Origin of the sequence: Vibrio sp. RC586 (genome assembly GCF_000176715.1) — a bacterium.
In the GTDB taxonomy this organism is placed as follows: Bacteria; Pseudomonadota; Gammaproteobacteria; order Enterobacterales; family Vibrionaceae; genus Vibrio.
Genome location: NZ_ADBD01000003.1, coordinates 70,502 through 92,318, shown reverse-complemented (window position 1 = coordinate 92,318; position 21,817 = coordinate 70,502). Strand labels below are relative to the sequence as shown.

Sequence of the window (21,817 nt, the reverse complement as noted above, 5' to 3'; positions counted from 1 at the left end):
CGTTCTCACGGAAAGGGGCGAGGATCTTAGCGGATCTTCTTTTCTGCATCTAGCATTAATCACGGCGAGATCTTACGGGATCATGGATATTTTTCGCTTTGTTAACAGAACAGATCTTGTCTCTCAATTCCAACCCAGTTTACTATTCCTGTTCTTTTGATTTCTTTATAGTCAATGACGACCTTGTCGAGAAAAGTGTAATGAATAGCAAGATTTTTTCCCTGAAAGATGAACAAGCCACTATTGAACTAGGCCGAGCGTTAGCCGCTATTTGTTCGCAACAAACCACACTTTATCTGCATGGTGATCTTGGCGCGGGAAAAACGACATTTAGCCGCGGTTTTATTCGGGCATTAGGCCACAACGGCAATGTCAAAAGCCCCACCTATGCACTGGTTGAACCCTATCAGCTAGGTGAATGGCAGGTTTATCACTTTGATCTGTATCGTTTGGCGGATCCGGAAGAGCTCGAATTTATGGGTATCCGCGATTACTTTTCTACGGATGCGATTTGCTTGGTTGAATGGCCAGAAAAAGGGCATGGACTTTTACCCCATGCGGATCTTGATCTTGATTTGCGCTATGACGGTGAGCAGCGGATCGCAACGCTGACTGCCAATAATGACTATGGATGCGAACTATTGAGCCAGTTGGAGTTATGTTGAACGTTAGCCGTTTTGTATTCTTACTCTGTGGACTTGTTCTATTTACATTGGCGCCGCAAACGTGGGCTAATGTTTTAGAAGGAGCCCGTGTTTGGCCATCTCCTGATGAAACGCGGGTGGTTTTAGACGTTAAATCTGAAGTGGACTATAGCTACTTTGTGTTGAGCTCCCCTGATCGCTTGGTGATCGATCTTAAGCAAACGTCTTCTCGCGCTAAGCTACCCGTCAATGTCACGGAAAGTGGAGTTCTATCTAAGATTCGGGCTTCTTCTCCTCCTGAAAAAGGCACGTTTCGCCTAGTGTTTGAACTGAAACAGAACACTACCCCAGCCTTATTCAAACTGGCCCCCACTCCTGGTGGACAATATGGGCATCGCCTTGTCGTAGATATGCCACATGGCAAAGCAGCAGAGACCAGCTCACCAAGTACATCAAATTCCTCTGCGGCGCAAGTCAGCAAAGATGCTTCTCAACTACAAGGCAATGATGACATTGTGGTGGCAATTGATGCTGGGCATGGTGGTGAGGATCCTGGTTCAATCGGCCCAACGCGCAAATACGAGAAGGATGTCACCCTCAGTGTTTCGAAAAAACTGGCTGATCAAATCAATGCGGTACCGGGGATGAAAGCGGTACTAACTCGCCGTGGTGACTATTTTGTGAATCTCAATAAACGCACAGAAATTGCCCGTAGCAGTAAAGCACATCTGTTGGTTTCGGTGCATGCGGATGCTTTCCATACACCGCAGCCTCGTGGTGGTTCGGTGTTTGTGCTCAATACTCGCCGTGCCAATACCGAAATTGCCCGTTGGGTTGAAAACCATGAGCAGCAATCTGAATTGCTCGGTGGGGCCGGAGAAGTGTTATCGAAAGCCAATAACGATCGCAACGTCAGCCAAACTTTGTTGGATCTGCAATTTAGCCACTCACAGAAAGAAGGGTATAAAGTCGCCTCGAATATTTTGCGTGAAATGGGTAAAGTCGCTCATTTGCATAAAGCGGAACCTGTGAACGCGAGTTTGGCGGTGTTAAAATCACCGGACATTCCCTCAGTGTTGGTTGAAACTGGGTTTATCTCCAACCCCTCAGAAGAAAAACTGCTGTTTCAACGTACCCATCAAGATAAGTTAGCCCGTGCATTAGCCACGGCGATTGTTCAGTATTTTGAAGATAATCCCCCAGAAGGCACCCGATTTGCCAATCGTGGTAAAGTGCAGAAGCACAAAGTGCAGCGTGGTGAGTCAATCGGACTGATCGCCAATCAATATGGTGTGAGTGTGGATGCGCTAAAGCAGGCCAACCAACTTAAATCCTCGACGATCACGGTTGGGCAATGGTTGACTATTCCGGGAGCCCAGACGCCAATCCCAGTTCCTACGGTGAGTAATCCGGTAGAAACTGAAACCATTACTCATGTGGTCAAATCCGGTGATTTTCTTGGCAAGCTTTCTAGTACCTATAAAGTGTCAGTGGCCTCGATCAAAAAAGAGAACAATTTAAAATCGGATACTTTGGTGCTCGGGCAGAAGCTGAAAATAACCGTGAGTTTGAAAGATAAACCGCTGCGTAAGCACAAAGTACAGCGTGGTGAATACCTGAGCAAAATTGCCGATCAATACAATGTCAGCATTGATAGCATTCGCCAAGCCAACCAGCTGCGCTCTGACCAACTGTTGGTGGGGCAGCAACTGATTATCCCGAATAAATAACCGATTATGACGATCCAAATTCTACCGGCTCGCTTAGCCAACCAGATTGCAGCTGGTGAAGTAGTAGAAAGACCCGCTTCGGTGGTGAAAGAGCTGGTGGAAAACAGCCTTGATGCAGGAGCGACTCGGATCGATATCGACATCGAGAAGGGTGGCGCGAAGCTCATTCGTATCCGAGATAATGGCTCTGGAATTGATAAAGAGGAGCTGGGGTTGGCGCTGAGCCGTCACGCGACCTCTAAAATCCATACACTGGATGATCTGGAAGCGATCATGAGCCTTGGTTTTCGTGGTGAAGCGTTAGCAAGTATCAGCTCTGTATCTCGTTTGATGCTGACATCGCGCACCGTGACTCAAGAGGAGGCATGGTCGGCCTACAGTGAAGGCCGCGATATGGCGGTGAAGTTACAACCTGCTGCTCATCCAGTAGGTACGACAGTGGAAGTGCTGGATCTGTTCTTCAATACTCCCGCGCGGCGTAAATTTCTGCGTACCGAAAAAACCGAATTTACTCATATCGATGAGCTGCTCAAGCGGATTGCGCTGAGCCGCTTTGATGTTAGCTTTACCTTGCGCCATAACGGCAAAATCGTGCGTCAGTATCGCGCCGCAACGACTTTACCGCAGCAGGAAAAACGTTTAGCTGCGGTGTGTGGCAACTCGTTTGTGCAGCATATGCTGCGCATTGAGTTAGAACACCAAGGCCTTAAACTGCATGGTTGGATCACCACACCTGAAGGCGCGCGTCAGCAGAGCGATCTGCAATACTGTTACGTAAATGGCCGGATGATGCGCGATAAGCTTATCAATCACGCGATTCGACAAAGTTACGAAACCAGCTTACGTGCCGATCAATTTGCCACCTATGTTTTGTTTATTGAGCTCGATCCTCATCAAGTGGATGTCAACGTGCATCCGGCCAAACATGAAGTGCGCTTCCATCAAGCACGCCTCGTTCACGATTTCATTTACCAAGCATTAAGCAGTGCGTTGGTACAAAGCGAGCAAGTGATTGCACCTGCAGTGAATGAAGGCGCCTTCCATTCATCACAGGCGGAAGAGGTTGCTGATACGGTTGAACCGATAGCGATAGAAACATCCGTGCCAGACAGAGTGTGGCAAGCCGTGCAAAGTTCGCCTGATTATCCACGCAAAGTTGCGCGCGATAACCCTGAAGGTGAGAGCGAGAATTATCAGCTGAGAGAACGCGCTGCCGCCAATCCGTGGGTTGCTTCACCAAAGCCTGCCGGTTCGAACAAGGAAAAATTCGGCTCAGTATCCGTGAGTAAAAAAGAGGTCGAGGTTTATCAAACCTTGATGCAAACTCCCGATTTGCCTGATGAGGTGCCTCACGCTGCCTCTACTAACCTTTCTGTAATTAGAAAAGAGCAAGCGGGTATCACGATAGAAAAACTGGGCAAGGCTATTCAAGTGGTGGCGGGGCAGTATCTGTTGATGAGTAGCCCACAAGGCTGTGTGCTTATCTCGCTATACCAAGCTCAGCAATTCAAACTGCGCGGGTTACTCAATGCTCAGCATGGTGCGCTGAAAGCACAGCCACTGCTTGTGCCACTTGCGCTAAAACTGAGTGAACTGGAATGGCAAGTCGTGCAGCGTCACTCATCGGCCTTGTTGCAACTGGGGATTGAACTGAAAACGCGTACCAATCACAGCATTATGGTGATGGCGGTTCCGCAGCCGCTGCGCCAGCAAAATTTACAGCAATTGCTGCCGGATCTGTTATCTTACGCGGCGAGTTGCTCGGAAAGCCAAGCCTTGAGCCATCAAGCGTTGGCCGATTGGTTAACTCAACGCATCGTTGTAGAAAAAAGAGACTACACTTTAGCCGAGGCGATCGGCTTGATCGCAGAGCTGGAGCAGCTCTGGCAAGGCAACTTGCCTTTACAAGACCCGCATTTTATTACTTTGGTGGATTTTTCCGCCTCAATTACAGCATTACACTCATGACTCAAAAGTTACCTCTCGCCCTCTTCTTAATGGGCCCAACGGCCTCTGGCAAAACGGATTTAGCCATTCGCTTACGTCAGAAATATCCGGTGGAGATCATCAGCGTCGACTCGGCACTGATTTATCGAGGGATGGACATAGGCACCGCAAAACCCGATGCTCAAGAGTTAGCACTTGCACCACACCGTTTGATCGATATTCTCGATCCGAGTGAAGCGTATTCGGCTGCCGATTTTCGTCGTGATGCATTAAAAGAGATGGCGGATATCGTCGCTCAGGGCAAAATCCCACTGTTGGTGGGAGGCACAATGCTCTACTTTAAAGCCTTACTCGAAGGGTTATCACCACTACCTGCCGCGGATCCCGTGATTCGCCAGCAGATCGAACTGGAAGCGGAAACGCTAGGCTGGCAGGCGTTACATGATCAACTGCAACAGATTGATCCCGTCTCAGCACAGCGAATTCATCCCAATGATCCACAAAGATTGTCGCGAGCATTGGAAGTTTATCGAATTTCAGGTAAAACTCTTACTGAACTGACGCAAACCAAAGGGGAAGCAATTCCTTATCGGGTGCTGCAGTTTGCAATTGCTCCCAAGGAAAGGGCAGAACTCCATCGTCGGATTGAACTTCGTTTTGAGAAGATGGTCGAATCAGGGTTTGAAGAAGAGGTTAAAGCATTATATGCCAGAGACGATCTTCATCCGGATCTTCCTTCTATTCGCTGCGTCGGTTACCGACAGATGTGGGATTACTTAGACGGTCACGGCACCTTAGACGAAGCGATCTATCGTGGAATCTGCGCCACCCGTCAATTGGCCAAGCGACAGATCACCTGGTTACGCAGCTGGGATGATTTAACTTGGTTAGATAGCGAAAACGTTGATCAAGCCGTTGAAACACTCTCGAATGCGATAGCGTCCAACGAAATAAGCTGTGTATAATGTGATCGCTTTTGCGTGATGTACCCCGGAAAGGATCCGCTATTGGTACTCTGTTGAGCATCGGTAGCAACGGGGATTTTGATTCGTTTAGCTCAGATGCAAGGCTGCATATAATTCTGCTGCACCGCTAGCTAAATAATTACTAGAAAAGACAAAATAAGGAAAAAATAAAATGGCTAAGGGGCAATCTCTACAAGACCCATTTCTGAATGCACTACGTCGTGAACGTATCCCAGTTTCTATCTACCTTGTCAACGGCATCAAGCTGCAAGGCCAGATTGAATCATTTGATCAATTTGTGATCCTGCTGAAGAACACGGTAAACCAAATGGTTTACAAGCACGCGATTTCTACTGTGGTTCCTGCTCGTCCAGTGAGTCACCACAGCGGCGACCGCCCAGCATCAGATCGTCCAGCAGAGAAGTCTGAAGAATAATTCTTTGCACAATAACTTAAGGAGTTGATCGCTTGTTTGACCGTTATGAAGCCGGTGAGCGAGCCGTACTTGTTCATGTCAACTTCACGCAACGGGGTGAGTGGGAAGATCTGAGCGAATGTAAAATGCTTATCTCTTCCGCAGGGGTGACTACACTGCATGTCGTAACAGGCAGTCGTCAAACCCCTCACCCTAAATATTTTGTTGGTGAGGGCAAAGCCCAAGAAATCGCTGAAGCAGTGCAAATGCACGGTGCTAACGTGGTGATTTTTAACCATGCTCTTTCTCCTGCCCAAGAATGTAACCTCGAAAGACTATGCCAGTGTCGTGTGATTGATCGCACAGGCCTTATCCTTGATATTTTTGCTCAACGTGCTCGTACCCATGAAGGCAAGCTACAAGTCGAGTTGGCTCAGTTGCGCCATATCTCTACTCGCTTAATTCGTGGCTGGACGCACTTAGAAAGACAAAAAGGTGGGATTGGTTTACGTGGGCCGGGTGAAACTCAGCTTGAAACAGACAGACGTTTACTGCGTGAACGAATTAAAGCGATTTTGCGCCGCTTAGAAAAAGTGGCCAAACAGCGTGAACAAGGGCGCCGTGCTCGTAGCCGTGCAGAAATTCCAACCATCTCGTTGGTGGGTTATACCAACGCAGGGAAATCAACCCTGTTTAACCGAATCACTGAAGCTGGTGTGTATGCAGCGGATCAGCTGTTCGCAACGCTCGATCCTACCTTGCGTAAAATCGATCTGGCGGATGTTGGCCCAGCGGTACTAGCCGATACGGTGGGTTTTATTCGTCATCTTCCGCATGATCTTGTCGCGGCTTTTAAAGCGACGTTACAAGAGACACAAGAAGCTGACATTTTGTTACATGTTGTTGATGCCAGTGATGAACGCTTTCGTGAGAATATCCAAGCGGTAGAGACTGTTTTGCAGGAAATCGATGCCCATGAAGTCCCAACGCTGTTGGTGATGAACAAAATCGATAATCTGGAAGAGCAAACACCGCGTATTGAGCGGGATGATGAAGGCGTTCCGAAGATCGTGTGGATCTCTGCCATGCAGGGAACCGGTATTGAATTACTCTTTGAAGCATTGAGTGAACGTTTGGCAAGCCAAGTGGTGGAGCACAATCTACGTATTCCGCCGCGACATCAAGGACGTATCCGTAGCACATTCTTCCAAATGAACTGCATTCAACAGGAAGAGTATGATCCGGAAGGCAATTTACTGATCACTGTGCGGATGCAACAGGTCGATTGGGCTAGACTAGAAAAACGAGAGCAAGCAGATTTATGTGACTTTATAGTTACTTAAAGGACTGCTAGAGTATAACGTCATATCAAATGATGGAGTTTTCTAATGGCGTGGAATGAGCCTGGTAATAATAACGGCAATAATGGCCGCGATAATGACCCATGGGGGAACAACAATCGCGGTAACAAAGGTGGCCGAGATCAAGGTCCCCCTGATTTAGACGAAGTGTTTAATAAGCTGAGTCAAAAGCTGGGTGGGAAATTTGGTGGCAAAGGTGGTAAAGGGCCTTCGCTGACGGGTGGTGGCGCGATTGGTTTTGGCGTGATTGCTGCTATTGCTGCTGCGGTATGGTTCTTCACTGGCTTCTATACCATTGGTGAAGCAGAGCGTGGTGTTGTTCTACGCCTTGGCAAATATGACCGCATTGTTGATCCAGGTTTGAACTGGCGTCCGCGCTTTATTGATGAAGTGACCCCAGTTAACGTACAAGCGATTCGTTCACTGCGCGCATCGGGTTTGATGCTGACCAAAGATGAAAACGTGGTGACCGTTTCGATGGATGTGCAATATCGCATCTCAGATCCGTATAAGTACTTGTATCAAGTGACAAATGCGGATGACAGCTTGCGTCAAGCGACTGACTCTGCGTTACGTGCAGTGGTTGGTGATTCATTGATGGACAGCATTCTGACCAGTGGTCGTCAGCAAATTCGCCAAAGCACTCAGCAGACACTCAATCAAATCATTGATAGCTATGATATGGGCTTGATGATTGTTGATGTGAACTTCCAGTCGGCGCGTCCACCAGAGCAAGTTAAAGACGCTTTCGATGATGCGATTGCAGCGCGTGAGGATGAAGAGCGTTTCATTCGTGAAGCCGAAGCGTACAAGAACGAAATTTTGCCGAAAGCAACGGGTCGTGCTGAGCGTTTGAAGAAAGAAGCACAAGGTTACAATGAGCGTACGATTAATGAAGCGCTCGGTCAGGTAGCTCAATTTGAAAAACTGCTGCCAGAATACCAAGCCGCGCCGAAAGTGACGCGCGATCGTCTCTATTTGGATGCGATGGAAGAGGTATATAGCAACACTTCGAAAGTGCTGATTGATTCTGAATCGAGCGGTAACTTACTTTATCTGCCGATTGATAAGTTAGCCGGTCAAGACAGTAAAAAGGCCGAGCCGCGTCCAAGCAAATCGTCATCATCGTATGATCAGATTGAGCTTGAGTCACAGCAAACGACAGAAACGAACACCGATACTCAGTCGCGTAGCACTACACGTCAAGGGAGATACTAAGAATGCGTAAGTTATTAATCCCTACTATCGTTTTGGTTGTCGCTGCATTATTGATGTCGATGTTTGTGATCCCAGAAGGTGAGCGTGGCATCGTGATCCGTTTTGGTCGAGTGTTGAAAGACAATAACGATCTGGCGAAGATTTACGAACCGGGCCTGCATTTTAAAATGCCACTGTTTGACCGTGTGAAAACCTTAGATGCGCGTATTCAAACCATGGATGGCCGTTCAGACCGTTTTGTGACGTCAGAGAAAAAAGACGTGATCATCGATACCTACGTAAAGTGGCGTATTGAAGATTTTGGCCAATACTACTTGGCAACCGGTGGTGGTAATGCGTTGACCGCAGAAGCCCTGTTGGAGCGTAAAGTGACTGACGTATTGCGCTCTGAAATCGGTGCGCGTGAAATCAAGCAGATCGTGTCTGGCCCGCGTAATGTGGCGGTATTACCTGCAAACTCAGATTCTTCTGAAGTCACCACAGAAGCGGCGAAAGAAGCGCTTGAGATTGATGGTCAGCGTGATCAAATCATGTCTGAAGTGCTTAACGATACGCGTGAAAGTGCGATGAAGGATTTAGGGGTGTACGTGGTCGACTTCCGAATGAAGAAGATCAACCTACCAGATGAAATCAGTGAATCAATTTATCGCCGTATGCGTGCTGAACGTGAATCAGTAGCTCGTAAGCACCGTTCACAAGGTCGTGAAAAAGCGGAAGTGATCCGTGCTCAAGCAGAGCTTGAAGTCGCCACGATTCTTGCTGAAGCCGATAAAACCGCGCGTGTTACTCGTGGTACCGCCGATGCAGAAGCCGCGAAGATTTACTCGGATGCCTACAAGAAAGATCCTGAGTTTTTCAGCTTCCTGCGTTCATTACGCGCTTACGAAAAATCGTTCAATAGCAAAAATGACATTCTGGTGTTGGATCCGAACAGTGAGTTCTTCCAATACATGAATAATGCCAAAGGCGCCGCAGCCAAGTAAGCATAACGTCACTTTTTAAAAGGCTCCGTAAGGGGCCTTTGTTATTTGGAGTCAATATGTCACAGACACTTTGGGTTGCACTGGGTTTAGTGCTGATTGTTGAAGGCTTGGGGCCATTATTGGCGCCGAGGGGGTGGCGGCAGATGGTGGCGCAATTGAGTTTACAACCGGACAATCAATTACGCCGTATCGGCGGGTGTTTGGTGGTTGCTGGAGCAGTCATCGCCTACGTGTTTGCCAGATGAGTTCTCGTGCTAACGTAGGCGTTGGACCGTTTAGTAATGTGGTGGTGGGGTTTCGTGAGCCTGATCGGCGAGGTTGGATGTATCGATGTTTCTGACTTTCCCGACCACATACTTCATTTGATCTTGCATTCTGGTGATCAATAACTGCTGCTGGGTCAGAGAATCATTCAAGGTTTCAATTGTCTGTTCTTGAAAAGCGAGTTTGCACTCTAAGTCTTCAATACGTTCTTGAAGTTGGGTTAGCGATAATTGTTGCATTTGTCAGTTCTCCACACGCCAAGCTTGAGCAATACCTGCTGAGCTGCCTGCTACGGCACGGTGCTGGGTATCAAAGGTGGCATCATACACGACAGCTTGTGCGGGTCCGCTATCTTTTTTGGTTGCTGATTCAAAGCTGGCGATTTTCTTTCCATCTTGGCTGCTCCACACTTCAACGAGTCCTGATGGTGTACCTGTGATTAATTTTTTACCATTATCGGAAAAGCGTGCGGTAGAAAAAACCAGTTGCCGTCTAAAACTTCGCAGTTGGATGGGCTTATTTTGTGATGTTAAATCCCAAATAAGCGCTTGATTACCATCATCGGAAGTAAATGCTAATTTGCCCTCTCTCTGTAACGCAACTCGGTTGACGCGTTGCTCATGATCAAATTGGCGAAGAATTTTCCCTGTCTTGGTATCCCACAGGTAAGCGCGATAATCGTTTCCCCCCGTCAAGGCATAACGTCCATTGGCGGAGAGTGCCACGGAATTCACTTTTTCACGGTGAGCAAGGAACTCCATGCGTCTTCCGCTGACTAAGTCAACGTAAATGGCTTTGCCATTGGTCAATCCCAGTAATACTTGTTCACCATCGCTGGAGAGATCCACATCTCGGATCAGACCATCGGTAATCGACCAAAGCCCTTTAGCTTGGGTCCAAGCCAGATCCCACACCGCGAAGTTATTTTGGCTAGCGGTGATGGCATAGCGTCCAGTATCAGCAATCCGGATCTTGGAAACGGGATTGGCCTGCGGATCTTGTGCGCCTAAGTCGGACAGTTTTTTGTCTTCTTGCAGATCCCACAACACGAGCTGCTGTTGTTTGGAATAAATTAATGCGAAGCGCCCATCTCGGCTTAAACCAAAGGCCGTAGAACCTTCAGGGGCTAAGTTCCATTGTTGTTCTGCTTGATCGGCAAAAAAACATCCGCTTAACATTAATATGACAAGCAAGTAGCAGATTGATTGATAAATTCTTCGCATCAAGTCTAATTATCCGTTTGTTGTGTAAAGACAATCATGAAACATACCGCTATATTGGTACAACTCTTTGTTGTGCACCAGTGAGTTGCTGGTTTTTGTGCACAGCGCCAAAAGGAATACCTCATAATTGGAGACCTCGATGAAATCACTTTTTAAAGTGTCACTGCTGGCTGCGACGGTAATACTCGCGGTTGGTTGCCAGAAAGAAGAAGCACCAAAAACGGAAACTGCACCGGCTGCACAAGCGGCAGAAGCAAAAACAGTAGAATTTAAGTCTGAAGACGATAAAGCGGCTTACGCGATTGGTGTGTCGTTTGCTAATTACCTTAAGACTAGCATTGAAAAACCAAGTGAAATTGGTATTGATCTGAATAAAGATCTGGTGTTGAAAGGTATTCAACATGTGTTTGCTGGTAATCCAGAAATGAGTGAAGAAGAGACACGCGCAGCTCTTGAAGCTTTGGATAAGCGTGTTGCTGAAACCATGCAAGTGAAAGCGACAGAAAAAGCAGCAGAAAATAAGAAGAAAGGTGATGAATTCCGCGCCCAATTCGAGAAAGAGCAAGGCGTAGTGAAAACTCAATCTGGCCTGCTTTACCAAGTGATGACTCCGGCTGAAGGCGATAAGCCAAAAGATACAGATACCGTACAAGTTCACTACAAAGGCACTCTGACGGATGGCACTCAGTTCGACAGCTCCTATGAGCGTGGCGAGCCAGCTACGTTCCCACTTAATCGTGTGATCCCAGGCTGGACAGAAGGTGTTCAATTGATGCCAGTAGGCTCTAAATTCAAACTGGTTATTCCGCCTGAACTGGCTTACGGTGAGCAAGATACTCCAACGATCCCAGCGAACTCAACCTTAGTGTTTGAAGTGGAATTGCTGAAGATTGAAAACGGTAAAGATGCGACCCAGTAACCGCTAATTCAACATTCGCATAGTGTATGTGCGAGTCAATGAGTTGCTAAGGCCTGACAGTGTTCAGGCCTTTCTTTATATGCTGATCTCAATAAGAAGTTGTTCTAAATCACTTGTTGGTAATATTGCAGAATCGTGGTTTAAAATTTTCTGATAAACTTACAGCAATTTGTTGATTTTTCATCCTAAGGTTTAAGCACAGTGACTATGACAGAAACCATGAATGTCGATTTACTGCTGGAGATGGAATCGGTGCACGTCAAGCCATTTACCGAGCACGATAAGGTGATTCTTCGTTCCTATGAGGCAGTTGTTGATGGTATTGCTAGCCTGATTGGCCCATTTTGTGAAATCGTTTTACACTCGCTTGAAGATTTGAATACTTCAGCGATCAAAATTGCCAATGGTGAAAACACCGGTCGTCAGGTGGGTTCACCGATTACTGACATGGCGCTGAAAATGCTACGTGATATTGAAGGGTCTGAGCGTAACTTTTCTCGCTCGTACTTCACGCGTGCCAAAGGTGGCGTATTGATGAAGTCGATCACCGTGGCGATCCGTAATGGCGATAACCGAGTGATTGGTTTGTTGTGTATCAACGTCAACCTTGATGCTCCTTTCTCACAAGTGCTGAAATCTTTCATGCCAACTCAGGAAGCACAAGAAGCGGCTTCTTCGGTGAACTTCGCCAGTGACGTTGAAGAGTTAGTGGATCAAACCGTAGAACGTACGATCGAAGAAATCAATGGCGATAAATCGGTCTCCAACAACACCAAAAACCGTCAGATCGTAATGGCGTTGTTCGATAAAGGCATCTTCGACATCAAAGATGCGATCAACCGTGTTGCAGATCGTCTGAATATCTCAAAGCACACGGTTTATCTCTATATTCGTCAGCGCAAAACTGAGGATGATGAGAAGTGATCCCTCTCACTTACACCTTGGTGGTTGACGGGCCGCAATACGGCACCCAATCAGCTCGTAATGCCTATCTATTTGCCAACATGCTGATAGCCAAAGGGCATACGTTGAAAAGTGTGTTCTTTTATCAAGATGGTGTGCTGAATGGTTCGGCAACCCATGTACCAGCCAATGACGAATTCGACTTACTGCAAGGTTGGCAAACGCTCGCCCAAGCACATAACGTGCAACTTGAAACCTGTGTCGCTGCGGCGCTACGTCGCGGGGTGGTAAGTGAGCAAGAGGCTCAACAACACGGTTTAAGTAGCCATAACCTCGCATCTCATTTCACTCAGGCTGGGTTAGGTAGCCTCGCACAAGCGTTATTAGAACAAGATAGGGTGGTGCAGTTTTGAATAAAGTCGCATGGGTATTCCATACTCCACCGCATGGAACCGCCGCAGGGCGAGAAGGGCTTGATGCCATTCTCGCCACGTCAGCTTACAGTGACGAGCAAGCCCTGTTTTTTGTTGGCGAAGGCGTGTTGCAGCTCGTGAAAAATCAGCAACCAGAAGTGATTCTAAGTCGTGACTATATCGCGGCATTCAAGTTGTTGGATCTGTACGATGTCGAAGCGCGCTATGTCTGCCAACAGAGTTTGCAGCGTTGGGGGCTGAGTGAACAAGATCTGCTGATAGATGTAGAAGTCTTGGAATCACAAGAACTAGCGCATTTACTGCGTAGTTACGATCAATTGCTAACTTTTTAAGGATCTCACATGCTGCATATCGTCAAGCACCTTGAAAAATTGCCCTTAGTCGTTGCGTATTTGCTGCCGGGTGATGCCGTATTGCTAACTGAAAATGCGGTGTACGCTGCTGCAGTTCAATCGCCTTATCGAATGAGTATGCATGATCAGATCGCGTGGTCGGTACTGCAGGAGGATCTGCAAGCGCGTGGTTGGCTGAAAAACGTTGATCCCAGTATTCATATTGTGAGCATGAACGATTTTGTTGATTTGACAATAAATCATGATAAATCAATCACATGGTAGAAGTTCTTTTTCTGAAAAATGTCGGCTAAACAAAGCTACAGCAGGATCAGGAAAAAAGATCTGTATATTTCTTGACACACCTCCCACTGCTGCATAGAATTTTGCGTCCCTATTTGTGCAATCTGTTTGCATGAGTCGGGGTAGATTTTTCACAAGCTTACTTTAAGTAAATCAGGAGCTAGTTAATGGCAACTATTAACCAGTTGGTTCGTAAGCCACGTGCTAAGCAAGTTGTTAAAAGCAACGTGCCAGCACTAGCTGCGTGCCCACAAAAGCGTGGTGTATGTACTCGTGTTTATACTACTACACCTAAAAAACCTAACTCAGCACTTCGTAAAGTATGTCGTGTACGTCTAACTAACGGTTTTGAAGTTACTTCATACATCGGTGGTGAAGGTCACAACCTACAAGAGCACAGTGTTGTACTGATCCGTGGTGGTCGTGTTAAAGACCTTCCAGGTGTTCGCTACCACACTGTTCGCGGCGCACTTGACTGTGCTGGCGTGAACGACCGTAAACAAGCTCGTTCTAAGTACGGTGTGAAGCGTCCTAAGTCTTAATGGAATCCGTTAAGTAAGGCCAAACACTAAATTAATTTGAATTTTTTGAAAAAACTGAAAAGTTTTGGAAAAAACCTGAAGAAGACAACGGAGAATATTCCATGCCACGTCGTCGCGTCATTGGTCAGCGTAAGATCCTTCCAGATCCAAAGTTCAAATCTGAACTGCTGGCAAAATTCGTTAACATCCTTATGGTTGACGGTAAGAAATCTACTGCAGAGAAAATCGTTTACACTGCACTAGACACTATGGCTGAGAAGTCTGGTAAAGACCACTTAGCTGTTTTTGAAGAAGCTCTTGAAAATGTTCGCCCAGCGGTAGAAGTTAAATCTCGCCGTGTAGGTGGTTCAACTTACCAAGTGCCAGTTGAAGTACGTCCAGTACGTCGTAATGCTCTGGCAATGCGTTGGTTGGTTGAAGCTGCGCGTAAGCGTGGTGAAAAATCTATGGCTGCTCGTCTGGCTGCTGAAATGCTGGATGCGGCTGAAAACAAAGGTTCTGCTGTTAAGAAACGTGAAGACGTTCACCGTATGGCAGAAGCGAACAAAGCGTTCGCTCATTACCGCTGGTAATACCTTCTGTGCTGCGAGGTTCTCTCGCAGCACATTTCTATTTTCTAAGGTTGACCTTAGTAAGAGGATACAATCGTGGCTCGTAAAACTCCTATTGAGCGCTACCGTAACATCGGTATCTGTGCTCACGTAGATGCAGGAAAAACAACCACTACTGAGCGTATTCTGTTCTACACTGGCCTCTCTCACAAAATTGGCGAAGTTCACGATGGTGCTGCGACTATGGACTGGATGGTCCAAGAGCAAGAGCGTGGTATTACCATTACCTCTGCGGCTACCACCACCTTCTGGCGTGGTATGGAAGCGCAATTCCAAGAACATCGCATCAACATCATTGATACCCCTGGACACGTTGACTTTACGATCGAAGTAGAGCGTTCACTTCGTGTGCTTGATGGTGCAGTGGTCGTATTCTGTGGCACATCAGGTGTTGAACCTCAGTCTGAAACCGTTTGGCGCCAAGCTGACAAATACGGCGTTCCACGCATGGTATTCGTTAACAAAATGGACCGTGCAGGTGCAGATTTCTTACGCGTAGTAGGCCAAATTAAACATCGTCTTGGTGCGAACCCTGTTCCAATCCAACTCAACATTGGTGCAGAAGAAGAGTTCAAAGGTGTCATCGACCTTATCAAGATGAAAGCCATCAACTGGAATGAAGCCGATCAAGGCATGAGCTTCACTTATGAAGAAATTCCTGCGGATATGCTTGAGCTTGCCCAAGAGTGGCGTAACCACCTTGTGGAAGCAGCAGCCGAAGCCAGTGAAGAGTTGATGGAAAAATACCTTGAAGATGGTGAACTTAGCGAAGTAGAGATCAAACAAGCTCTGCGTCAGCGCACCATCAATAACGAAATTGTTCTCGCAGCTTGTGGTAGTGCGTTTAAGAACAAGGGCGTACAAGCGGTACTGGATGCAGTGATTGAGTTTCTACCATCACCGACAGATGTTCCTGCGATCAAAGGTATTGATGAACGAGAAAACAGTGTTGAGCGTCACGCTGACGACAACGAACCGTTTTCTTCACTCGCGTTTAAGATTGCTACCGATCCTTTTGTTGGCACACTGACTTTTATTCGCGTCTACTCTGGAGTGGTTAACTCGGGTGATGCGGTTTACAACTCCGTGAAGCAAAAGAAAGAGCGCTTTGGTCGTATCGTACAGATGCATGCCAATAAGCGTGATGAAATCAAAGAAATTCGTGCGGGAGACATCGCAGCGGCCATCGGCTTGAAAGATGTCACCACGGGCGATACTTTGTGTGATCCGAATCATGTTGTGATTCTGGAGCGCATGGAGTTCCCTGAACCAGTTATTCAGATCGCTGTAGAGCCTCGTTCTAAGGCCGATCAGGAAAAAATGGGTATTGCTCTAGGTAAACTAGCCGCAGAAGACCCATCATTCCGCGTAGAAACTGACGCTGAAACGGGTCAAACGCTGATTTCTGGTATGGGTGAACTTCACCTAGATATTATCGTCGATCGCATGAAACGTGAGTTTGGTGTCGATTGTAACGTAGGTAAACCTCAGGTGGCATACCGTGAAACCATTCGTGGTAAATCGGAAGTGGAAGGTAAGTTCGTTCGTCAGTCAGGTGGTCGTGGTCAATACGGTCACGTATGGCTGAAAATTGAACCTGCTGAGCCTGGTCAAGGATTTGTCTTCGTTGACGCAATCGCGGGTGGTGTGATTCCAAAAGAATTTATCAACCCAGTTGCGAAAGGTATCGAGGAGCAAATGAACAACGGTGTGTTAGCGGGCTATCCAGTGTTGGATGTCAAAGCTACCCTGTTTGATGGTTCATTCCACGATGTCGACTCCAGCGAAATGGCGTTTAAAATCGCTGGTTCTATGGCATTCAAGAAAGGTGCGCTTGAAGCGCAACCTGTTCTTCTTGAGCCGTTAATGAAAGTTGAAATAACTACACCAGAAGATTGGATGGGTGATGTTGTTGGCGATCTGAACCGTCGTCGCGGTATCATCGAAGGTATGGATGAAGGTCCTGCGGGACTGAAAATCATCCACGCTAAAGTCCCACTCTCTGAGATGTTTGGTTATGCGACTGACCTGCGTTCTGCCACACAAGGCCGTGCCTCTTACTCTATGGAGTTTGCTGAGTACGCTGATGTGCCGAAAAATATTGCTGATGCAATTATCGCAGAGCGTGGTTAACCGTTGTTGGTTAATAACGAATCTATTGCGCTGACGTGAGTTGGCGCATAAAATAGCAATTTCTGGCGCGCTTTGGGTACAGCTACCCAAAGCGAATCATAACTAGGAAGGAACACGATCGTGTCTAAAGAAAAATTTGAACGTACGAAACCGCACGTAAACGTTGGTACTATCGGCCACGTTGACCACGGTAAAACAACTCTAACTGCAGCTATCTGTACTACTCTTGCTAAAGTTTACGGCGGTAAAGCTCGTGACTTCGCGTCAATCGACAACGCACCAGAAGAGCGTGAGCGTGGTATTACAATCAATACTTCTCACGTAGAGTACGACACACCAAACCGTCACTACGCACACGTAGACTGTCCAGGACACGCGGATTATGTTAAGAACATGATCACTGGTGCTGCACAGATGGACGGCGGTATCCTAGTTGTTGCTGCGACAGATGGTCCAATGCCACAAACTCGTGAGCACATCCTGCTGGGTCGCCAGGTAGGTATTCCTTACATCATCGTATTCATGAACAAATGTGACATGGTTGATGATGAAGAGCTTCTAGAGCTGGTTGAAATGGAAGTGCGTGAGCTACTTTCTGAGTACGATTTCCCAGGTGATGACCTGCCAGTAATCCAAGGTTCTGCACTAGGCGCGCTAAACGGTGAAGCACAGTGGGAAGCGAAGATTGTAGAACTAGCAGAAGCGCTAGACTCTTACATTCCAGAGCCAGAGCGTGCAGTAGACATGGCATTCCTGATGCCAATCGAAGACGTATTCTCAATCCAAGGTCGTGGTACAGTAGTAACAGGTCGTATCGAGCGTGGTATTCTGCGTGTAGGTGACGAAGTTGCGATTGTAGGTATCAAAGACACAGTAACTACTACTTGTACAGGTGTAGAGATGTTCCGTAAGCTGCTTGACGAAGGTCGTGCAGGTGAGAACGTTGGTGCACTACTACGTGGTACTAAGCGTGACGAAGTAGAGCGTGGTCAAGTACTGGCGAAGCCAGGTTCAATCACCCCACACACTAAGTTCGAATCAGAAGTATACGTACTGTCAAAAGACGAAGGTGGCCGTCATACTCCATTCTTCAAAGGTTACCGTCCACAGTTCTACTTCCGTACAACTGACGTAACAGGCAGCATCGAGCTTCCAGAAGGCGTAGAAATGGTAATGCCAGGCGACAACATCAAGATGGTTGTAGACCTGATTGCACCAATCGCGATGGACGAAGGTCTACGTTTCGCGATCCGTGAAGGTGGTCGTACTGTAGGTGCTGGTGTTGTAGCGAAGATCATCGCTTAATTGCGTTAATCTTGCCGCGCAATGCTGCATCGAAAAAGGGGAGCTTCGGCTTCCCTTTTTCATTTTTAGTTATAAGCATTTTCGCCTATTTTTGCTTTTGCCACATCTTTCCCTTTACAGCTAAAATAGCATGTTAGTTTCCTCGAAAGACAACTGATATTGACTCCCTCTTTCCTTATCCGTATTCCAAACCATTTCTTTATTTTTCTTATAACTATACGATCTGATCAAAATAGCAAACGCGGTGGAAATAAGAGTGATTCTCTTTTATGTTTCGAGCATGGATTTGTTGAGGTTGTTTTATGTACGTCTGTTTGTGTCATAGTGTCTCAGACAAAAAGATCAGGAGATTGGTTGCCGAGCAAGGGATAACGGATATCAAAGGTATTAAGCGTTGCACTGCACTGGGTTCACAGTGTGGGAAGTGTGTGCGCCAAGCTAAAGAGATCATTGAGGAATCACTGATTAGCCAGTTCAAAATGGCAAGTTAACGGGCAACACTTTTTGACTCTCTTCTAATTGGTTCTACAGTTAATAGAGCCAAAGAGGAGGGCTATGCTATGAAAGGTGATCCGGTCATTATTCAACATCTCAATAAAGTGCTCGCTAATGAGTTAATTGCTATCAACCAATACTTTCTACATGCACGAATGTACAAAGATTGGGGGTTAAAACATCTTGCCGATAAGGAATATCACGAATCGATTGATGAGATGAAACACGCAGATCATATCGTGGAGCGTATCTTGTTCCTTGAAGGGCTCCCCAATTTACAAGATCTTGGTAAATTGATGATTGGTGAAGACGTGCAAGAGATGTTGGAGTGTGATCTCAAACTTGAGTTAGCAGCAATTCCCGATCTGAAAGATGCCATCGCTTACGCAGAAAAAGTGCGTGATTACGTTTCACGGGACCTATTTCAAGATATCTTGGAAGATGAAGAAGAGCATGTTGATTGGTTAGAAACCCAGCTTGGACTTATTGACATGACAGGTATCCAAAACTACCTACAAGCTCAGTTTGTGGATGAAGAATAATGTGAGCTACTCAGTATTACGAGGCAGAAGAGAGTGTTTTTCTGCCTTGTGATTTTCCTGCGCTCCCCAGAGAATTCCCTTGCTAAAGCTGCTTCCTTTCTGTACTATTCCCGCTCCTTAATTCTCGGTCAATTATCATTAGTTCCTTGCTTCCTCTGGATGACCGGGCCAACTCTGGAAGCTGAATAATCCGTAAGGAGCAAATAATGCGTCATTACGAAATCGTATTCATGGTGCACCCAGATCAAAGCGAGCAAGTTGCTGGTATGATCGAACGTTACACTGGCTCAATCACTGAAGCGGGCGGTAAAATCCACCGTCTAGAAGATTGGGGTCGCCGTCAACTGGCTTACCCAATCAACAAACTGCACAAAGCTCACTACGTTCTGATGAACGTTGAAGCTGATCAAGCAGTGGTTGATGAGCTAGAAACTGCTTTCCGTTTCAACGATGCAGTTCTACGTAACATGATCATGCGTACTAAAGCTGCTATCACTGAACCTTCAATCATGCTGAAAGCTCGTGAAGAGCGTGTTAAGCGTGACGAAGTGAAATTCGACGCAGACGTTGAGTAATGGTTTGATGACCAATCGAATCGAGTTGAGCGGCACTGTCGCAAAAGCTCCGGTTCGAAGCCAAAGTCCATCGGGTGTTAAACATTGCCATTTTTGGCTAGAGCATCACTCTACGATGGTAGAAGCTGACCTCCCGCGACAAGTTTTTTGTCGGTTACCGGTGGTGGTGAGTGGGGTTAGGTCAGATGCATTAACTCAAAATTTAGTACAAGGCAGTAGCATTTTGGTAAGCGGTTTTGTGGCTTACCAAACCAGCCGAAATGGCGTAGGTAAATTAGTGCTGCATGCCGACAAAATTTCTCAAATATAGATCAGGAGATAGCCCATGGCTCGTTTCTTCCGTCGTCGTAAATTCTGCCGTTTTACTGCAGAAGGCGTACAAGAGATTGATTACAAAGACGTAGCAACTCTCAAGAACTACATCACTGAAGCTGGTAAAATCGTTCCTAGCCGTATCACTGGTACAAGCGCTAAATATCAGCGTCAGCTAGCTCGTGCAATCAAACGCGCTCGCTACCTAGCTCTACTGCCGTACACTGACAAGCATCAGTAATCGGCACCGTTTATTAAGAAAGAGGATTAAGCAATGCAAGTTATTCTACTTGATAAAATCGGTAACCTAGGCAGCCTTGGCGATACAGTAAACGTTAAATCTGGTTACGCTCGTAACTTCCTTATCCCACAAGGTAAGGCAGTAATGGCAACTAAAGCTAACGTTGCAATGTTTGAAAGCCGTCGTGCAGAGCTGGAAGCAAAAGTTGCTGAGCAACTGACTGCTGCTCAAACTCGTGCTGACCAAGTTAACGCTCTGGAAGCAGTTGTTATTGCTTCTAAAGCTGGTGACGAAGGTAAACTGTTCGGTTCTATCGGTACTCGTGATATCGCTGATGCAATCACTGCAGCTGGCGTTAAAGTATCTAAGAGCGAAGTTCGCCTGCCTGAAGGCGCTCTGCGCAACGTTGGTGAATTCGAAGTTAGCGTTCAACTTCACTCTGAAGTTTTCGCAACTGCGAAAGTACAAGTTGTTGCTGAGTAATTTCAGTTACTGACGAATATAAAACACCAGCTTCGGCTGGTGTTTTTTTATGTGTAAAATTCAGAACTCAAACAGTAGGTTGACCGAAATTACGCTGTCTGCCTTACTTAAACCTTCCGGTACCCGATCGTGATATTGACGTGACTGGCGAATTTTCAGGGCAATATGGTCAGTAATCTCATTGGTTAAGCTCACATCACTATCAAGGCTGGTGTTGCTTTCACCCGCGACCATGGTCATTTCTGCCTCGAATCTGAGGTTATCTAAAGCTTGCCATTCCGCTTTGAGATTTCCCCGAAAAATGGCTTCCTCTACCAGATCGGGAAACACGATATCATCATCATCGATTTCATCTAAGTTGGGTTTTTGGTAACGAAAACCAGGCCCCAATTCGAGCTCCAGTACCACATCATCGGTATAAGCGAATTGGTAACCTAAACCACCTGAGAGGGTGTAATCTTTGAAATAAGCACTATAGCGAGAATCGGTACCATAAAAGCTACTATACAAATAGGTTTTCGGGCTGAGTTTGTAGTCGCTTTGTAGCGCGTAGGTCGATTGACGTTTGTCTTCTTTGCCATCTTTGTCGAGTTTGTAAAACTTCCATTCACCGTAGGTTCGGTGACGTCCAGAGGTGTATTCTGATTTGATCCGTGAATTGATGGATTCAGATTCCGTGTTGCCGGAGTGAGCCTGATAGCCAAATTCGACTTGGTTTTTCCAAGGAGAGGGTAGGCTGATGTCCTTATCTTCACTAGAGTTTTCATTTGCCAGCACACCAACGGATAGCACCAAACTCATGCAGAAAAGTGATTTTTTGGACACAACAACCTCTTTGATGAACATTGAGGTGGCATAGTAAAAATTCAGAGCTTGCTTTGGGTCAACCCTAGGTCAATTCTGGTTAGCTTGCACACAAACTTTCTCAGGTTTAATT

At 46.6% G+C, this 21,817-nt stretch carries 27 protein-coding genes; 24 read left to right on the top strand and 3 right to left on the bottom strand.

All coding sequences use genetic code 11. The features are described 5' to 3' along the window. The first annotated feature begins 200 nt into the window (after positions 1 to 200). From tsaE to VOA_RS16755, 9 genes are all read left to right on the top strand, one after another. The gene (tsaE, locus tag VOA_RS16715; RefSeq protein WP_001085084.1) at positions 201 to 665 is read left to right on the top strand and encodes a tRNA (adenosine(37)-N6)-threonylcarbamoyltransferase complex ATPase subunit type 1 TsaE; all 465 of its coding nucleotides are present in this window, start codon (positions 201 to 203) and stop codon (positions 663 to 665) included. After that, positions 659 to 2,374 carry an N-acetylmuramoyl-L-alanine amidase gene (locus VOA_RS16720; protein ID WP_000935809.1) on the top strand — a complete coding sequence of 572 codons (1,716 nt, stop codon included), beginning with the start codon at positions 659 to 661 and terminating at the stop codon, positions 2,372 to 2,374. The genes tsaE and VOA_RS16720 overlap by 7 nt, the downstream gene beginning before the upstream one ends. A 6-nt stretch (positions 2,375 to 2,380) precedes the next feature. Continuing rightward, entirely contained in the window at positions 2,381 to 4,342 is a 1,962-nt protein-coding gene (gene mutL / locus VOA_RS16725) for a DNA mismatch repair endonuclease MutL (protein WP_000155169.1), read from the top strand. Beyond that, positions 4,339 to 5,286, top strand: coding sequence for a tRNA (adenosine(37)-N6)-dimethylallyltransferase MiaA (miaA, locus tag VOA_RS16730; protein ID WP_000192301.1), 948 nt, complete (start codon positions 4,339 to 4,341; stop codon positions 5,284 to 5,286). Before mutL ends, miaA begins: the two co-directional genes overlap by 4 nt. 172 nt (positions 5,287 to 5,458) lie before the next feature. Further along, a complete protein-coding gene (hfq, locus tag VOA_RS16735; protein WP_001051872.1) occupies positions 5,459 to 5,722 on the top strand; it encodes an RNA chaperone Hfq in 264 nt (87 codons plus the stop codon). A gap of 32 nt (positions 5,723 to 5,754) precedes the next feature. Further along, positions 5,755 to 7,044 carry a ribosome rescue GTPase HflX gene (gene hflX / locus VOA_RS16740; RefSeq protein WP_000460368.1) on the top strand — a complete coding sequence of 430 codons (1,290 nt, stop codon included), beginning with the start codon at positions 5,755 to 5,757 and terminating at the stop codon, positions 7,042 to 7,044. Between the two features lie 45 nt (positions 7,045 to 7,089). After that, a complete protein-coding gene (gene hflK, locus VOA_RS16745) occupies positions 7,090 to 8,280 on the top strand; it encodes an FtsH protease activity modulator HflK (protein WP_000312463.1) in 1,191 nt (396 codons plus the stop codon). A gap of 2 nt (positions 8,281 to 8,282) precedes the next feature. Continuing rightward, positions 8,283 to 9,263 carry a protease modulator HflC gene (hflC, locus tag VOA_RS16750; protein ID WP_001228768.1) on the top strand — a complete coding sequence of 327 codons (981 nt, stop codon included), beginning with the start codon at positions 8,283 to 8,285 and terminating at the stop codon, positions 9,261 to 9,263. A 56-nt stretch (positions 9,264 to 9,319) separates the two neighbouring features. Next, positions 9,320 to 9,508, top strand: a complete 189-nt coding sequence (locus tag VOA_RS16755) for a DUF2065 domain-containing protein (protein WP_000084202.1) — start codon at positions 9,320 to 9,322, stop codon at positions 9,506 to 9,508. Positions 9,509 to 9,538: 30 nt separating this feature from the next. Here the strand turns inward: VOA_RS16755 and VOA_RS16760 are convergent, their stop codons facing one another. Both VOA_RS16760 and VOA_RS16765 read right to left on the bottom strand, forming a co-directional pair. After that, positions 9,539 to 9,766 carry a SlyX family protein gene (locus VOA_RS16760; protein ID WP_001186809.1) on the bottom strand — a complete coding sequence of 76 codons (228 nt, stop codon included), beginning with the start codon at positions 9,764 to 9,766 and terminating at the stop codon, positions 9,539 to 9,541. 3 nt (positions 9,767 to 9,769) lie between these two features. After that, a complete protein-coding gene (locus VOA_RS16765; protein WP_009355704.1) occupies positions 9,770 to 10,705 on the bottom strand; it encodes a WD40 repeat domain-containing protein in 936 nt (311 codons plus the stop codon). A gap of 184 nt (positions 10,706 to 10,889) precedes the next feature. Here VOA_RS16765 and fkpA point away from each other — a divergent pair, with 184 nt between their 5' ends. From fkpA to rplI, 15 genes are all read left to right on the top strand, one after another. After that, positions 10,890 to 11,669 carry an FKBP-type peptidyl-prolyl cis-trans isomerase gene (gene fkpA / locus VOA_RS16770; RefSeq protein WP_000838236.1) on the top strand — a complete coding sequence of 260 codons (780 nt, stop codon included), beginning with the start codon at positions 10,890 to 10,892 and terminating at the stop codon, positions 11,667 to 11,669. Positions 11,670 to 11,876: 207 nt separating this feature from the next. Then, positions 11,877 to 12,593 (top strand): helix-turn-helix transcriptional regulator, encoded by a 717-nt coding sequence (locus VOA_RS16775; RefSeq protein ID WP_000140990.1) that lies wholly within the window; start codon positions 11,877 to 11,879, stop codon positions 12,591 to 12,593. Further along, positions 12,590 to 12,985 (top strand): sulfurtransferase complex subunit TusD, encoded by a 396-nt coding sequence (gene tusD, locus VOA_RS16780; RefSeq protein ID WP_000612693.1) that lies wholly within the window; start codon positions 12,590 to 12,592, stop codon positions 12,983 to 12,985. The genes VOA_RS16775 and tusD overlap by 4 nt, the downstream gene beginning before the upstream one ends. Then, positions 12,982 to 13,338 carry a sulfurtransferase complex subunit TusC gene (tusC, locus tag VOA_RS16785; protein WP_001044901.1) on the top strand — a complete coding sequence of 119 codons (357 nt, stop codon included), beginning with the start codon at positions 12,982 to 12,984 and terminating at the stop codon, positions 13,336 to 13,338. Before tusD ends, tusC begins: the two co-directional genes overlap by 4 nt. Before the next feature lie 9 nt (positions 13,339 to 13,347). Then, the gene (tusB, locus tag VOA_RS16790; protein ID WP_000902454.1) at positions 13,348 to 13,623 is read left to right on the top strand and encodes a sulfurtransferase complex subunit TusB; all 276 of its coding nucleotides are present in this window, start codon (positions 13,348 to 13,350) and stop codon (positions 13,621 to 13,623) included. Positions 13,624 to 13,808: 185 nt separating this feature from the next. Then, positions 13,809 to 14,183: a 30S ribosomal protein S12 gene (gene rpsL / locus VOA_RS16795; protein WP_000201237.1), complete on the top strand. Its 375-nt coding sequence runs from the start codon at positions 13,809 to 13,811 to the stop codon at positions 14,181 to 14,183. Positions 14,184 to 14,284: 101 nt separating this feature from the next. Continuing rightward, entirely contained in the window at positions 14,285 to 14,755 is a 471-nt protein-coding gene (rpsG, locus tag VOA_RS16800; protein WP_001138050.1) for a 30S ribosomal protein S7, read from the top strand. Positions 14,756 to 14,830: 75 nt separating this feature from the next. Next, entirely contained in the window at positions 14,831 to 16,927 is a 2,097-nt protein-coding gene (gene fusA, locus VOA_RS16805; RefSeq protein ID WP_000101806.1) for an elongation factor G, read from the top strand. Positions 16,928 to 17,047: 120 nt separating this feature from the next. Beyond that, entirely contained in the window at positions 17,048 to 18,232 is a 1,185-nt protein-coding gene (gene tuf / locus VOA_RS16810; protein ID WP_000031618.1) for an elongation factor Tu, read from the top strand. Positions 18,233 to 18,534: 302 nt separating this feature from the next. Further along, positions 18,535 to 18,723: a (2Fe-2S)-binding protein gene (locus VOA_RS0117180; protein WP_032468129.1), complete on the top strand. Its 189-nt coding sequence runs from the start codon at positions 18,535 to 18,537 to the stop codon at positions 18,721 to 18,723. Positions 18,724 to 18,792: 69 nt separating this feature from the next. Further along, a complete protein-coding gene (gene bfr, locus VOA_RS16815; protein WP_000675498.1) occupies positions 18,793 to 19,269 on the top strand; it encodes a bacterioferritin in 477 nt (158 codons plus the stop codon). Positions 19,270 to 19,475: 206 nt separating this feature from the next. Next, positions 19,476 to 19,844 carry a 30S ribosomal protein S6 gene (gene rpsF / locus VOA_RS16820; RefSeq protein ID WP_001216670.1) on the top strand — a complete coding sequence of 123 codons (369 nt, stop codon included), beginning with the start codon at positions 19,476 to 19,478 and terminating at the stop codon, positions 19,842 to 19,844. A gap of 7 nt (positions 19,845 to 19,851) precedes the next feature. Then, positions 19,852 to 20,154, top strand: coding sequence for a primosomal replication protein N (priB, locus tag VOA_RS0117175; protein ID WP_000184780.1), 303 nt, complete (start codon positions 19,852 to 19,854; stop codon positions 20,152 to 20,154). A 15-nt stretch (positions 20,155 to 20,169) separates the two neighbouring features. Beyond that, positions 20,170 to 20,397 (top strand): 30S ribosomal protein S18, encoded by a 228-nt coding sequence (gene rpsR / locus VOA_RS16825; protein ID WP_000090471.1) that lies wholly within the window; start codon positions 20,170 to 20,172, stop codon positions 20,395 to 20,397. A gap of 33 nt (positions 20,398 to 20,430) precedes the next feature. Further along, positions 20,431 to 20,880: a 50S ribosomal protein L9 gene (gene rplI / locus VOA_RS16830; RefSeq protein WP_001196056.1), complete on the top strand. Its 450-nt coding sequence runs from the start codon at positions 20,431 to 20,433 to the stop codon at positions 20,878 to 20,880. A gap of 60 nt (positions 20,881 to 20,940) precedes the next feature. Here rplI and VOA_RS16835 read toward each other — a convergent pair whose 3' ends face one another. Continuing rightward, positions 20,941 to 21,726: a DUF481 domain-containing protein gene (locus VOA_RS16835; RefSeq protein ID WP_442852180.1), complete on the bottom strand. Its 786-nt coding sequence runs from the start codon at positions 21,724 to 21,726 to the stop codon at positions 20,941 to 20,943. Positions 21,727 to 21,817: the final 91 nt, after the last annotated feature.